Origin of the sequence: Streptomyces paludis (genome assembly GCF_003344965.1) — a bacterium.
In the GTDB taxonomy this organism is placed as follows: domain Bacteria; phylum Actinomycetota; class Actinomycetes; order Streptomycetales; family Streptomycetaceae; genus Streptomyces; species Streptomyces paludis.
The window spans coordinates 1,301,966-1,316,450 of sequence record NZ_CP031194.1; the positions used below are offsets into that span (position 1 = coordinate 1,301,966).

At 71.0% G+C, this 14,485-nt stretch carries 11 protein-coding genes; 2 read left to right on the top strand and 9 right to left on the bottom strand.

Features of this window, described 5'->3' with window-relative positions:
- Nucleotides 1-8: 8 nt before the first annotated feature.
- The 7 genes from gap to uvrA all read right to left on the bottom strand — a co-directional run bounded on the left by gap (nucleotide 9) and on the right by uvrA (nucleotide 9,944).
- Nucleotides 9-1,013 (bottom strand): type I glyceraldehyde-3-phosphate dehydrogenase, encoded by a 1,005-nt coding sequence (gap, locus tag DVK44_RS05695; RefSeq protein ID WP_114658633.1) that lies wholly within the window; start codon nucleotides 1,011-1,013, stop codon nucleotides 9-11.
- Nucleotides 1,014-1,241: 228 nt separating this feature from the next.
- Nucleotides 1,242-2,231: a DNA-binding protein WhiA gene (gene whiA, locus DVK44_RS05700; RefSeq protein ID WP_030353658.1), complete on the bottom strand. Its 990-nt coding sequence runs from the start codon at nucleotides 2,229-2,231 to the stop codon at nucleotides 1,242-1,244.
- The gene (locus DVK44_RS05705) at nucleotides 2,222-3,262 is read right to left on the bottom strand and encodes a gluconeogenesis factor YvcK family protein (protein WP_114658634.1); all 1,041 of its coding nucleotides are present in this window, start codon (nucleotides 3,260-3,262) and stop codon (nucleotides 2,222-2,224) included. Before DVK44_RS05705 ends, whiA begins: the two co-directional genes overlap by 10 nt.
- A complete protein-coding gene (gene rapZ, locus DVK44_RS05710; RefSeq protein WP_114658635.1) occupies nucleotides 3,259-4,197 on the bottom strand; it encodes an RNase adapter RapZ in 939 nt (312 codons plus the stop codon). Before rapZ ends, DVK44_RS05705 begins: the two co-directional genes overlap by 4 nt.
- Complete coding sequence (gene uvrC, locus DVK44_RS05715; protein ID WP_114658636.1) at nucleotides 4,190-6,223, bottom strand: excinuclease ABC subunit UvrC; 2,034 nt, start codon at nucleotides 6,221-6,223, stop codon at nucleotides 4,190-4,192. Before uvrC ends, rapZ begins: the two co-directional genes overlap by 8 nt.
- A gap of 105 nt (nucleotides 6,224-6,328) precedes the next feature.
- On the bottom strand, nucleotides 6,329-6,781 hold the full coding sequence (locus tag DVK44_RS05720) for a Rieske (2Fe-2S) protein (protein ID WP_114658637.1): 453 nt from the start codon (nucleotides 6,779-6,781) through the stop codon (nucleotides 6,329-6,331).
- Nucleotides 6,782-6,998: 217 nt separating this feature from the next.
- A complete protein-coding gene (gene uvrA / locus DVK44_RS05725; protein WP_114664925.1) occupies nucleotides 6,999-9,944 on the bottom strand; it encodes an excinuclease ABC subunit UvrA in 2,946 nt (981 codons plus the stop codon).
- A 222-nt stretch (nucleotides 9,945-10,166) separates the two neighbouring features.
- On the opposite strand from uvrA, the gene DVK44_RS05730 reads away from it, so the two are divergent.
- On the top strand, nucleotides 10,167-10,853 hold the full coding sequence (locus DVK44_RS05730) for a maleylpyruvate isomerase family mycothiol-dependent enzyme (RefSeq protein WP_114658638.1): 687 nt from the start codon (nucleotides 10,167-10,169) through the stop codon (nucleotides 10,851-10,853).
- A gap of 9 nt (nucleotides 10,854-10,862) precedes the next feature.
- Nucleotides 10,863-11,516, top strand: a complete 654-nt coding sequence (locus DVK44_RS05735) for an MBL fold metallo-hydrolase (RefSeq protein WP_114658639.1) — start codon at nucleotides 10,863-10,865, stop codon at nucleotides 11,514-11,516.
- A 66-nt stretch (nucleotides 11,517-11,582) separates the two neighbouring features.
- Here the strand turns inward: DVK44_RS05735 and DVK44_RS05740 are convergent, their stop codons facing one another.
- On the bottom strand, nucleotides 11,583-12,581 hold the full coding sequence (locus DVK44_RS05740) for a TerC family protein (RefSeq protein ID WP_114658640.1): 999 nt from the start codon (nucleotides 12,579-12,581) through the stop codon (nucleotides 11,583-11,585).
- A 69-nt stretch (nucleotides 12,582-12,650) separates the two neighbouring features.
- Nucleotides 12,651-14,471 carry a TerD family protein gene (locus DVK44_RS05745; protein ID WP_114658641.1) on the bottom strand — a complete coding sequence of 607 codons (1,821 nt, stop codon included), beginning with the start codon at nucleotides 14,469-14,471 and terminating at the stop codon, nucleotides 12,651-12,653.
- Nucleotides 14,472-14,485 lie beyond the last annotated feature (14 nt).

The following is a 14,485-nucleotide window of genomic DNA, read 5'->3' on the forward strand; positions in this document are numbered from 1 at the left end:
GCCCTGAATCAGAGCCGGCCGCCGACGAAGACGGTCAGGTCGACCAGACGGTTGGAGTAGCCCCACTCGTTGTCGTACCAGCCGATGATCTTCACACTGTTGCCCTGGACCATGGTCAGGGAGGAGTCGAAGGTGCAGGAGGCCGGCCAGTTGACGATGTCCGAGGAGACGATCGGGTCCTCGGTGTAGTCGAGGTAGCCCTTCAGCTCGCCCTGGGACGCCTTCTGGAAGGCCGCGTTGACCTCTTCCTTGGTCACCGCGCGCTCCGTCTCGACGACCAGGTCGGTGACGGATCCGGTCGGGACCGGAACGCGCATCGCCATGCCGTTGAGCTTGCCCGCCAGCTCCGGGATGACCAGGCCGAGGGCCTTGGCCGCACCGGTGCTCGCCGGAATGATGTTCTCGGCGGCGGCGCGGGCGCGGCGCAGGTCCTTGTGCGGGAAGTCCTGGAGACGCTGGTCGCTGGTGTACGCGTGGACCGTGGTCATCAGGCCCGAGACGATGCCGAAGTTCTCCAGGAGAACCTTGGCCATCGGCGCCACACAGTTGGTGGTGCAGGAGGCGTTGGAGATGATGTGGTGGTTCGCCGGGTCGTACTTGTCCTCGTTGACACCGAGCACGATCGTGATGTCCTCGTCCGAGGCCGGAGCCGAGATGAGGACCTTCTTGGCGCCACCCGCGATGTGCTTCGCGGCGTCGGCCTTCTTGGTGAAGATGCCGGTCGACTCGATGACGATGTCGACGCCCAGCTCACCCCAGGGGATGTCGGCCGGGTCGCGCTCGGAGAGCACCTTGATGGTGTGACCGTCGACCGTGATCGTGTCGGCGGTGTGGGTCACCTCGGCCTTGAGGCGGCCCAGGATGGTGTCGTACTTCAGCAGATGCGCCGTGGTCGCAGTGTCACCCAGGTCGTTGACAGCCACGATCTCGATGTCTGCACCCTGCTCCAGCAGCGCGCGGAAGTAGTTACGACCGATGCGGCCAAAGCCGTTGATGCCTACGCGGATCGTCACGAACCGATCTCCTCGTTGGTACGCCGGGTTTCGACGCCGGCGAGTTGTATGGGATGTCCCCGACCGCTTATGACCCTACCTCTCCCCGGGCCGCGGGGTGACATCCCATGTCGCCCCGGGAGCCGGGCCCGGCCCGCACCCGCCATTACCGACGAGTACGGACAGACCCGGCGCCGCCCGGGTCAGCCCGCAGGGGCGTGTGCGCCGGTGTGTGCGCAGGCGTGCGCGTCAGCCCACGAGGCCATCGGCCAGATCCTCGCTGAGGTTGGATTCGGTGCCCGGGATCCCCAGGTCCTGCGCCCGCTTGTCGGCCATGGCCAGCAGCCGCCGGATCCGGCCGGCGACCGCGTCCTTGGTCAGCGGCGGGTCGGCCAGCGCGCCCAGCTCCTCCAGCGACGCCTGCTTGTGCTCCATGCGCAGCCGCCCGGCGGCGGCGAGATGCTCGGGCACCTCCTCGCCGAGGATCTCCAGCGCGCGCTGCACCCGGGCACCGGCGGCGACCGCCGCGCGGGCGGACCGGCGCAGGTTCGCGTCGTCGAAGTTGGCGAGGCGGTTGGCCGTGGCCCGGACCTCGCGGCGCATCCGCCGCTCCTCCCAGGCCAGCACCGACTCGTGCGCCCCGAGCCGGGTCAGCAGCGCGCCGATCGCGTCGCCGTCCCGGACGACCACACGGTCCACCCCGCGCACCTCGCGGGCCTTGGCGGCGATCTGGAGCCTGCGGGCCGCGCCGACCAGCGCGAGAGCGGCCTCGGGCCCGGGGCACGTCACCTCCAGCGAGGAGGAGCGGCCCGGCTCCGTCAGCGACCCGTGCGCCAGGAACGCGCCGCGCCAGGCGGCCTCCGCGTCACAGGTGGCGCCGGAGACGACCTGCGGGGGCAGCCCGCGGATCGGGCGCCCCCGGCCGTCCACCAGTCCGGTCTGCCGGGCCAGCTGATCACCGCCGGTGATCACCCGTACGACGTAACGGCTGCCGCGGCGCAGCCCGCCGGGGGCCATCACCACCAGCTCCGAGTTGTGCCCGAAGATCTCCAGGATGTCCTTGCGCAGCCGTCGCGCGGCGATGCTGGTGTCCAGCTCCGCCTCGATCACGATGCGGCCGCTCACCAGGTGCAGCCCGCCCGCGAACCGAAGGATCGCCGAGACCTCCGCCTTCCTGCAGCACGTCCGGGTGACGGGGAGGCGGGCGATCTCGTCCTTCACCGCTGGCGTCATCGCCATGGGCCGATCCTTCCATGCATCCGAAAAATACGGTCGTACGCGGCTGCCAACAGCTCGGGATCATGGACCGGCGAGCTGTCGGGCGCTGCCACCGGCGCCAGCTCGACCGCGGCACCGAACCGTTTCGCGGCATCGGAGAGAGACTCGCAGTCAGGCACGGCGGCCTCGTCGGCCAGCACCACGTCCAAGGCGAGTTTAGGGGCGTGTCGCCCCAAAACCTCCAAATGACGCTGCGGTGAGAAGCCATCGGTTTCGCCCGGTTGCGGGGCGAGGTTCAGCGAGAGGACCCGGCGGGCCTTCGTCGCGACGAGCGCGTCGAGCAGCTCGGGCACGAGCAGGTGCGGGATCACGGAGGAAAACCAGGACCCGGGGCCGAGCACCACCCAGTCGGCATCCAGGACGGCGGCGACCGCCTCGGGGACGGCCGGCGGATCGTTCGGCACGAGGTGGACGGACTGCACCTCGCCGCGGGTGAGGGCGACGGTCGCCTGGCCGCGTACGGTGTCGACCTCGTCCGGGCGCGCCGGATCGTGCCCCCGTACGAGCGCTTGCAGCTCCAGCGGTACGGCGGACATGGGCAGCACCCGGCCGTGGGCGCCCAGGAGCTTGCCAACCAGGTCGAGGGCCTGGACATGGTCACCGAGCTGCTCCCAGAGGGCGACGATCAGCAGATTGCCGACCGCGTGTTCGTGCAGCTCGCCCTTGGACTGGAAGCGGTGCTGGATCACCCGTGACCAGGTCTGGCCCCAGTCGTCGTCGCCGCAGAGCGCCGCCAGGGCCTTGCGGAGATCGCCGGGCGGCAGGACGCCCAGCTCGTCGCGGAGCCGGCCGCTGGAGCCGCCGTCGTCGGCGACGGTGACGACGGCCGTGAGATCGCCGGTGATCCGGCGGAGGGCGGCGAGGGAGGCCGACAGCCCCATGCCACCGCCGAGGGCGACGACCTTCGGCTGGGCGCCGCGCCCGCGCCCGCGCGCCGACAGCGTCGGTACGCCCCGGCGCAGCCGGCGCATACGGAAGGTCCGTCCGGTCACTCGCGCCCCAGGTCCCGGTGCACGACGACGGTCTCGACGCCCTCCGCGGCCAGCCGCGCGCCGAGCTTCTCGGACATCGCGACGGAGCGGTGCTTGCCGCCCGTGCAGCCGACGGCGACGGTCACATAGCGCTTGCCCTCGCGGCGGTAGCCGGCGGCGATCAGCTGGAGCAGCTCGGTGTAGCGGTCGAGGAACTCCTTGGCGCCCGGCTGGTTGAAGACATAGGTGGAGACCTCGTCGTTGAGCCCGGTGAAGGGGCGCAGCTCGGGGACCCAGTGCGGGTTGGGCAGGAAGCGGCAGTCCACGACGAGGTCGGCGTCGACGGGCAGGCCGTACTTGTAGCCGAAGGACATGACGGTGGCCCGCAGCTCCGGCTTCTCGTCGCCCGCGAACTGCGCGTCCATCTTGCTGCGCAGCTCGTGGACGTTGAGGTCGGAGGTGTCGATCACCAGGTCGGCGTCGCCGCGCAGCTCGCGCAGGAGGTCGCGCTCGGCCGCGATGCCGTCGACGATACGGCCGTCGCCCTGGAGGGGGTGCGGGCGGCGGACGGATTCGAAGCGGCGGACCAGGGCCTCGTCGGAGGACTCCAGGAAGACGATCCGCCGGGTGACCTCCTTGGCGTCGAGGTCGGCGAGGGATTCGCGGAGGTTGTCGAAGAAGCGCCGGCCGCGGACGTCGACGACGACCGCGATCCGGGCCACATTGCCCTGCGAGCGGGCGCCCAGCTCCACCATGGTGGGGATCAGCGCGGGCGGCAGGTTGTCGACGACGAACCAGCCGAGGTCCTCCAGACACTTGGCGGCGGTGCTGCGGCCGGCGCCCGACATGCCGGAGATGATCACCAGCTCGGGGATGGCCGCCTCGACGGCCTCACCGTTCTCCTTCGTGGTGCCCGTACTCACGTGCCCTGCTCCGTCCCGGTCGTGCTCAGTCATGCGTGGTGCCCCCGTTGTCTTCCATGATCTCTCCTGTTGCCGTGTTCACGGCGGGTGCGGCCGGGGCCGCGGCGGCGAGGGCGACGGCGACCGCCTCCGCGGTCTTGCGTCCCACACCGGGAACCTCGCAGATCTGGTCGATTGTCGCCTGCCGGAGCCGCTTCACCGAGCCGAAATGCTTGATGAGTGCCTGTTTCCGGGACTCGCCGAGGCCGGCGACCTCGTCCAGCGGGCCCGACCTGATGCGTTTGGCCCGTTTGGCCCGCTGATACGTGATGGCGAAGCGGTGTGCCTCGTCCCGTACCCGCTGGAGCAGATAGAGGCCCTCGCTGGAGCGCGGCAGCACCACCGGGTCGCTCTCGCCGGGCAGCCAGACCTCTTCGAGGCGCTTGGCGAGGCCGCAGACGGCGACGTCGTCGATGCCCAGTTCGTCGAGGGCGCGCTGGGCGGCGGCGACCTGGGGCTGTCCGCCGTCGACCACGACGAGCTGGGGCGGGTAGGCGAAGCGCTTGGGACGGCCGTCGTCCTCGGTGAGGGAGCCGGAAGATTCGGCGGATTCAGCGGATTCGGGGGATGCGGGGGATTCAGGGGATGCGCCGCTCTCCTCGGCCCACTCCCCCGTCCGCTCCTTCTCCTGGAGATAGCGGCGGAAGCGGCGCGTGATGACCTCGTGCATCGACCGGACGTCGTCCTGGCCCTCGAAGGTCTTGATCTGGAAGCGGCGGTACTCGCTCTTGCGGGCGAGGCCGTCCTCGAAGACCACCATGGACGCGACGACGTCGTCACCCTGGAGGTGCGAGATGTCGAAGCACTCGACGCGCAGCGGCACGCTGTCGAGGCCGAGGGCTCCGGAGATCTCCTCCAGGGCGCGGGAGCGGGTGGTGAGGTCGCTGGCGCGTTTGGTCTTGTGCAGGATCAGGGACTGCTGGGCGTTGCGCCCGACGGTCGCCATCAGGTCCTTCTTGTCGCCGCGTTGGGGGATACGCAGCGAGACCTGGGCGCCGCGGCGCGTGCTGAGCCACTCCGTGACGGCGCCGGCGTCCTCCGGGAGGGCGGGGACGAGCACTTCCTTGGGGACGGCGTCGCCGCGCTCCTCGCCGTAGAGCTGCTGGAGCGCGTGCTCCACGAGGCCGGCCGTGTCGACGGCCTCGACCTTGTCGGTGACCCAGCCGCGCTGGCCGCGGACCCGGCCGCCGCGGACGTGGAAGATCTGTACGGCGGCCTCCAGTTCGTCCTCGGCGACGGCGATCAGGTCGGCGTCGGTGGCGTCTGCGAGGACGACCGCGTTCTTCTCCATGGCGCGGCGCAGGGCCTCTATGTCGTCGCGCAGCCGGGCGGCCCGCTCGTACTCCATCTCCTCGGCGGCGTCCGTCATCCGCCGCTCCAGCCGGCGGATGTACGTACCGGTGCGGCCGGCCATGAAGTCGCAGAACTCGTCGGCCAGTTCGCGGTGCTCCTCGGGGGTGACCCGGCCGACGCAGGGCGCCGAGCACTTGTCGATGTAGCCGAGGAGGCAGGGGCGGCCGGTGCGCGCCGCGTTCTTGAACACCCCCGCGGAGCAGGTGCGTACGGGGAAGACACGGAGCATCAGGTCGACGGTCTCACGGATGGCCCAGGCGTGTCCGTACGGTCCGAAGTAGCGCACGCCCTTCTTCTTGGCGCCGCGCATGACCTGGACCCGGGGGAACTCCTCGTTGAGCGTGACGGCGAGGTACGGATAGCTCTTGTCGTCGCGGTACTTGACGTTGAACCGGGGGTCGTACTCCTTGATCCACGAGTACTCCAGCTGGAGCGCCTCGACCTCGGTGGAGACGACGGTCCACTCGACGGCGGCGGCCGTGGTGACCATGGTGCGGGTGCGCGGATGCAGTCCCGACAGGTCCTGGAAGTAGCTGGCGAGCCGCTGGCGCAGGCTTTTCGCCTTCCCGACGTAGATCACCCGGTGGTGTTCGTCGCGGAATTTGTAGACCCCCGGCGAGTCGGGGATCTGTCCCGGCTTGGGGCGGTAGCTGGAGGGGTCGGCCATGTACTCCACCCTACTGTCGGCCACTGACAGCGGGGTGGCCGGAGTGACCGGAGGTGACCGGCCTCCCGTACGGGGCGCGGGACGGGCCGTGCTCGCCCGCCGGTCTCAGCGCTTGAGGCCCTCGGCGGGGCCGGCGCCCGGTCCCGCGACGAGCCGTCCGCCGCGCGCCGAGACCGGCACCTCGGGCAGGGGCGCGGTGGCCGGACCGTGAATGGGCTCGCCGGTCGTGACGTCGAACTTGCTGCCGTGGCAGGTGCAGTCGCCCTCGGTGCCCTCCACCTTCGCCAGCAGACAGCCGCCGTGGGTGCACTGCGCGCTGAACGCCTTGTACGTACCGGCGGCCGGGCAGCTGACCACGAGCCGCTGCTTCCGGTAGAGGGTGGCGCCGCCGACCGGTACCGCGGAGGCGTCGCCGAGGTCGACGGGCTCGGTCGGGGTGGGGGCCTCGGCGTGCCCGAGCTTCGACTGGGTCGAGCAGGCGGCCACGCCGAGTCCGGCCGCACCGGCGAGCGCGGCCCCCTTGAGCAGGGTGCGACGGGGGGCTGACGGGCCGGACATGGTGGCTCCACGGGTCAGGGGTACGGGCGGGGGCGCGAGCGGGGTACGGGGCGGGGGCGCCGGCGGGGCGCGGGCATACCCGACGATACCGGCGCCCTTCCCGCGCCCGGCCGGGGGCCGCCCGTAGCGTGCGCGGACCCGTGCGGTACGGGGTCCGCGCACGGCCCGGGACGGTCCGCGGGGGCGGTGCTACGGCGCGCCGCCCCCGCGGCGGCCGTCAGGCGCGGCGGGTGCGGGCCGCGGTCTTCTTGGCCGGTGCCTTCTTCGCCGCGGTCCGCCGGGCCGCGGTCTTCTTCGCCGGTGCCGCGTCGCTGATGCGGTCGGGGTCGAGGATCTCGCGGAGGAACTTGCCGGTGTGGCTGGCCGGTTCCCCGGCGACCTGCTCCGGGGTGCCCTCGGCGATGACCAGGCCGCCGCCGCTGCCGCCCTCGGGGCCCATGTCGACCACCCAGTCCGCCGTCTTGATGACGTCCAGGTTGTGCTCGATGACGATCACCGAGTTGCCCTTGTCGACCAGCCCCGACAGGACCGTGATCAGCTTGCTGATGTCCTCGAAGTGCAGACCGGTGGTCGGCTCGTCCAGGACGTAGACCGTACGGCCGGTGGAGCGCTTCTGGAGTTCGCTCGACAGCTTCACGCGCTGCGCCTCGCCGCCCGAGAGGGTCGGCGCGGACTGGCCGAGCCGGACATAGCCGAGCCCGACCTCGTTGAGTGTGCGCAGATGGCGCGCGATCGTCGGCACGGCCTCGAAGAAGGCCAGCCCCTCCTCGATCGGCATGTCCAGGACCTCGGCGATGGACTTGCCCTTGTAGTGGACCTCCAGGGTCTCCCGGTTGTAGCGCGCGCCGTGGCACACCTCGCACGGGACATAGACGTCCGGCAGGAAGTTCATCTCGATCTTGATCGTGCCGTCGCCCGAGCAGTTCTCGCAGCGCCCGCCCTTGACGTTGAAGGAGAAGCGCCCCGGGAGATAGCCGCGGACCTTGGCCTCCATCGTCTCCGCGAAGAGCTTGCGGACATGGTCGAAGACCCCGGTGTACGTGGCCGGGTTGGACCGGGGGGTGCGGCCGATGGGCGACTGGTCGACGTGCACGACCTTGTCGACGAGGTCGTCGCCGTCGACCCGGGTGTGCCGGCCGGGGACGGACTTGGCGCCGTTCAGCTCGCGCGCCAGATGCGTGTAGAGGATGTCGTTGACCAGGGTGGACTTGCCGGATCCGGAGACTCCGGTGACCGCGGTGAACACCCCGAGCGGGAACGATACGTCGATGTCCCGCAGGTTGTTCTCCCGCGCGCCGTGCACGGTGAGCCGGCGGTCCGGGTCGACGGGCCTGCGGATGTCCGGGGTCGGGATGGACCGCTTGCCCGAGAGGTACTGGCCGGTCATCGACTCCTTGTTGGCGAGCAGCCCCTTCAGGGGGCCCGAGTGCACGACCTTGCCGCCGTGCTCCCCCGCGCCGGGGCCGATGTCGACCACCCAGTCGGCCACCTTGATGGTGTCCTCGTCGTGTTCGACGACGATCAGGGTGTTGCCCATGTCGCGGAGCCGGACCAGGGTCTCGATGAGCCGGTGGTTGTCGCGCTGGTGCAGGCCGATGGACGGCTCGTCCAGCACGTACAGCACGCCGACCAGTCCCGAGCCGATCTGGGTGGCGAGCCGGATGCGCTGGGCCTCGCCGCCGGAGAGGGTGCCCGCAGCGCGGTTCAGCGAGAGGTAGTCGAGGCCGACGTCGACCAGGAACCTGAGCCGCTCGTTGACCTCCTTGAGGACCCGCTCGGCGATCTTCTTGTCGCGCGCGTTCAGCGTGAGGCGGCCGAGGAAGTCGGCGCAGTCGCTGATCGACAGCGCGGAGACCTCGGCGATGGACTTGTCCATGACCGTGACCGCGAGCACGATCGGCTTGAGCCGGGTGCCCTCGCAGGCCGGGCAGGGCACCTCGCGCATATAGCCCTCGAAGCGCTCCCTGCTGGTGTCGCTCTCGGCCTCGGTGTGGCGGCGCTTGACGAAGGTGACCGCGCCCTCGAAGGCGGGGGTGGTGTAGGCGCGCTCGCGCCCGTACCTGTTCCGGTAGCGGACCTCGACCTGGGTCTTGTGGCCGTACAGCAGGGCCTTCTTGGCGCGCTGGGGCAGCCCGGCCCACGGGATGTCCGTACGGAAGCCGAGGGCCTGGGCGAGGCCGCCGATCAGCCGTCCGAAGTACTCCTTGGTGTGGCCGTGGGACCAGGGGTGGATCGCGCCCTCGTCGAGGGACTTGTCCTCGTCGGGGATGATCAGCTCCGGGTCGACCTCCATGCGCGTGCCGATGCCCGTGCAGTCGGTGCAGGCGCCGAAGGGCGAGTTGAAGGAGAAGGAGCGGGGCTCCAGCTCCTCGAAGGAGAGGTCGTCGTACGGGCAGTACAGATGCTCGGAGTACATCCGCTCGCGCTCGGGGTCGTCCTCGGGGAGGTCGACGAAGTCGAGCACGACCATGCCGCCGGAGAGCCCGAGGGCGGTCTCGACGGAGTCGGTGAGCCGGCGCTTGGCGCTGTCCTTGACCGTGAGGCGGTCGACGACCACCTCGATGGTGTGCTTCTCCTGCTTCTTGAGCGCGGGCGGCTCGGTGAGCTGGACGGTCTGTCCGTCGACCCTGGCCCGGCTGTACCCCTTGGTCTGGAGGTCCGCGAAGAGGTCGACGAACTCGCCCTTGCGCTCGCGCACCAGCGGCGAGAGGACCTGGAAGCGGCTGCCCTCGGGCAGCTCCAGCACCCGGTCCACGATGGCCTGCGGCGACTGCCGGGAGATCGGCCGGGAGCACTCGGGGCAGTGCGGCTTGCCGATCCGGGCGAAGAGCAGCCGGAGGTAGTCGTAGACCTCGGTGATGGTGCCGACCGTCGAGCGCGGGTTGCGGGAAGTGGACTTCTGGTCGATGGAGACGGCCGGGGAGAGTCCTTCGATGAAGTCGACGTCGGGCTTGTCCATCTGGCCGAGGAACTGCCGGGCGTACGAGGAGAGCGACTCCACGTACCGGCGCTGCCCCTCGGCGAAGATCGTGTCGAACGCGAGAGAGGACTTGCCCGACCCGGAGAGCCCGGTGAAGACGATGAGTGAGTCACGGGGGAGGTCGAGCGAGACGTTCTTGAGATTGTGCTCGCGCGCGCCACGGACGATGAGACGGTCGGCCACGCCGGTCCGCACCTTTCTGGAGAAGAGCAGGGGCGGAGCCCCCCGTCCGGACCGTGGGGGTCCGGATCTCGGGGGTCGCCGGGACGGAGGTCCGGTGGTGGAACGCCGGACGGGATTGCCTATATGCCAGGATGCCTCTTCCGAGCCTATAGCACGTACATTCGAATTATGGCGGCTCCCGGCCACCTTCACCCGATCGAGTGGCCGCGTTATCGTCGCGCCATGACCGATCATGTGCGGGACCTGGCATCTGTACGGAAAGCGACGGACCGGCTGCTCGACGCGGTCGCCGTACTGGACAACGCGGACGTCGCCGCGCCGTCACGGCTGCCGGGCTGGAGTCGCGGTCATGTGCTGGCGCATCTCGCCCGGAACGCGGACGCTCTGGTGAACGTGCTCGAAGGCCGGCCGATGTATCCGGACGCCACGACCCGCGACGCGGACATCGGGCGGGACGCGCCGAGGCCCCTCGCGGTCCAGCTCGCGGACGTACGGCGGAGCGCGGACCGCTTCCAGGAATCCGCCGCGCGCCCCGCCGACTGGAGCCGGGTGGTGGCGCTGCGCAACGGTGTCACGGACGCCGCCGCGCGCGTCCCCTTCCGCCGCTGGATCGAGATCGAGCTGCACCACATCGATCTGGGCATCGGCCGCGACCTCGAAGATCTCCCGGCGGAGTTCACCGGACGGGAGATCGACTTCCTGGCGGAGCGCTTCGCCGGGCACCCGGCGCTGCCGCCGCTGGCGCTCACCGCGCCGGACGGCCGGAACTGGCGCACCGGCGGGACGGCGGGAACGCCCATCGCCGTCTCCGGCCCGGCGGTCGAGCTGCTGGGGTGGCTGGCGGGACGGCGGGACGGGGCCGTGCTGGACCGTCCGGGCACCGCTCTCCCCGTACTGCCGCCGCTATAGGCTGACCGCATGACGTACAGCGGAGCGGTGAAGGTCGGCGGACCGGCGGATGTGCACGAGCTGTCCGCCCTGATCATCTCCAAGGCGGCCGTCGGGCCGATGGAGAACAACGCCTATCTGCTGCGCTGCCGGGCCACCGGCGAGCAGCTGCTGATCGACGCGGCCAATGACGCCGCGACCCTGCTGACCCTGATCGGTGACGACGGCATCGCGTCCGTCGTCACCACCCACCGCCACGGCGACCACTGGCAGGCGCTGGCCGAGGTCGTGGCGGCCACCGGCGCCCGCACCTACGCCGGGCGGTACGACGCCGAGGGCATCCCCGTGCCGACCGATGTGGCGGTCGAGGACGGCGACACGATCCGGGTCGGTGAGATCGCGCTGCGGGCCGTGCGGCTGGTGGGCCACACACCCGGCTCCATCGCGCTGGTCTACGACGACCCGTTCGGCCATCCGCATGTCTTCACCGGTGACTGCCTCTTCCCCGGCGGTCCGGGGCGCACCACGACCCCCGGCGAGTTCGCCAGTCTGATGGACGGGCTCGAAACGAAGATCTTCGCCGCCCTGCCGGACGAGGCGTGGATCTACCCCGGCCACGGCAATGACTCCACCCTCGGCGCCGAGCGCCCGCACCTGGCGGAGTGGCGGGCGCGCGGCTGGTGAGCGGCGCCGGCGCCCGGTCCCCCGGACCTGGGCGCCTCGCCCCTGACCGGATCGGCCCCGTACGGGTCAGACCTGCACGTTGTCCTTGCCCTGGCCGTCCGCGGCCTCGGCCGCGTCGCGCTCGGCCTGCTTCTTCGAGGCGATCAGGCTGGTGATGGTCGTGATGACCAGCACACCGCAGATGACGGACAGCGAGACCGGTATGGAGATGACGGGGACATGGACCCCGGTCTCGTGCAGCGCGTGCAGCACCAGCTTGACCCCGATGAAGCCGAGGATCACCGACAGGCCGTAGCTGAGGTGCACCAGCTTCCGCAGCAGCCCGCCGATGAGGAAGTAGAGCTGGCGCAGCCCCATCAGCGCGAAGGCGTTGGCGGTGAAGACGATGTACGGGTCCTGGGTGAGCCCGAAGATCGCCGGGATGGAGTCCAGCGCGAACAGCACGTCCGTGGTGCCGATGGCGAGCATGACCACCATCAGCGGGGTCATGATCCGCTTGCCGTTGGCCTGGATGAAGAGCTTGGTGCCGTGGTACCGGTCGGCCACCCCGAAGCGGCGTTCGACCGACTTCAGCAGGCGGTTCTCCTCGAACTCCTCCTCCTCGTCGCCGGAGCGCGCCTCCTGGATGAGCTTCCAGGCGGTGTAGATCAGGAACGCGCCGAAGATGAAGAAGACCCACGAGAAGCTCGCGATGATCGCGGCGCCCGCCGCGATGAATCCGGCCCGCAGGACCAGCGCTATCAGCACGCCGATGAGCAGCACACGCTGCTGGAGCTGGGAGGGCACCGAGAACTTCGCCATGATCAGGACGAAGACGAAGAGGTTGTCGACGCTCAGTGACTTCTCGGTGATGAAGCCCGCGAAGAACTCACCGGCGGCCTGGCCCGTCCCGAACACCATCAGGCCGAAGCCGAACAGCACGGCGAGGGCGATCCAGACGGCGGTCCAGATGCCGGCTTCCTTCATCGAGACGTCATGGGGCTTGCGCCCGATGAAGAAGTCGACGGCGATCAGGGCGCACAGACCAAGGATGGTCAGCACCCACAAGTTCAGGGAAACGTCCACGCCGAAAACAGTAACAGCAAAACCCAAGAAATGGTAAAGAAAAAGGTAAGGGACTACAAAAACCGCAGGTCAGCGGCGCCAAGTTCGGCGGGCATCGGCCACCTGTCCCAACACCTGGCGCACCACACGGCTCCCGCGCGACACCACCAGTGGATCATATGTCCAGGTATGACCCACCCAGGGATCTGCCAGATGGTCGTCGGGCAGCGCGGTGATCCGCAGCAGCGAGCGCCAGAACGGGTCCAGCACCGGGCCGTAACCGGCGGCGTCCGCGCGGTCGGCGACCATCATCAGATGCACGCCGACCGACGGGCCCTCGTCGGCGAGATAGCGCAGCTGCGTCACCGCGCGGTCGTCGAAGCCGTGCGGGAAGTCATTGATGATCAGCAGCTGCTCGGCGGTGTCCAGCTCCGCCGGCAGTGACCCGGTGGCGCCGGCGCGCACCGCCATCTGCACCAGGTCCACCCGCTGGGTGAGCCGGGCGAGGACCGACGCCACGCCCGCCGCGCCGGCCGCGGGCGGCCCGTCGAGCACGCCGGAAGCGGTCAGCGGGGCCAGTGCGTGGGCCGCCGACCGGGCCGGGTCGATCACCTGCACGGTGAATTCGCCGGGCGGGTAGACGGCGAGGAGACGCGCGGCATGGACGACCGCCGTGTCCATGGCCGACAGCCCCGGCCCGGTCCCGCCGGCCCCCGGGGCCGCGCCCGCCGGGGCCGTGCCGGAGCCGGACCGGCCGCTGTCGATCCACAGCCCGCGCTCCAGCGGCAGCCGGATGAGCATCGGGATCCGCAGGCCGGGGCGCTCGGGCAGATGGACATCGCCGAGGCGCAGCGCCATCGGGATCTCCCGGGGCGGCCGGTAGGCGTGCCAGACGGGGCTGTCCCACCGCGCGTAGGCCGGGGGCAGCGCCGGTTCGACGACCTCGGACTCGGCGGTGAGCCGGTCGAGGTCGCGGTCGAGGACGGCGCGGGCCCGCTCGGCCAGCTCGTCATGTCTGGCCCGGGCGTCGGCGCGGGCCGCGTCGGCCGCCGCGCCGACCCGCCGGCGGGGGTCGGCCAGGGCGTCGTCAAGCTCCCGGTCCAGCCGTGACTGGGCGAAGTCCCGCGCGCTGCGGTACGCGGCGACCGTACGGGCCAGGTCCTCGAACATGCCCCAGACCTGGTTGTAGAGGCGCTCGTCCATGGTCCAGCCGGTGGCGTCGCCAGCGACGGGCCGGGGCGGCTCGCCCGCCGGGGCGGGGGCCGGAGCGGCCGGGGGCGCGGGGGCCGCGCGCCGCCGCTTCGGGTGGGTGTAGTCCACGGCTCCGGGCGCGGCGGCGGGGGCCTGTACGGCGCCGGCCAGATGCCGGGCGACCGCGTCCTGGGCAGCGGCGGCGGTCTCCCCGGCGCCCGGCAGCCCCTGGTCGGCGAGGAGTTCGGCGAGGCCGCCCGCGTACCCCTGGCCGACGGCGCGCACCTTCCAGGCGTCCTCGCGGCGGTACAGCTCCAGCGCGATGACGGCGGATTCGGCGTCCAGTCCGGTGAGGGTGAAGTCGGCGATCGCGGCGCCGTCGGTGGAGGTGACGGCGGCGAAGGGGGCGGCGGTGGCGCCGAAGCGGGCGGGTCCGGCGGCGCTCTCGGGGAGCGCGAGCACCACCCGTACCAGCCGGGCCCGTTCGGGCAGGGCCGCCAGGTCGATGTGGAAGCGCAGCGCGGCGGCGGCCTGGCGGGAGACCTCGACACCGGGCAGGGCGGGCGAGCCCGGGTGGGCCGTCCAGCCGGCGTCGGGGGTGGTGCCGTGCTCGTCGCCGAGCGTGACACAGCCCAGGACGGGGGCGGCGGCCGTCACCCGTATCTCCAGCCGGGTGCGGGGCAGTGGATGGTTCTGCCCCCGGACCAGCTCGGCCGTCATCGGCTCTGTCCCCT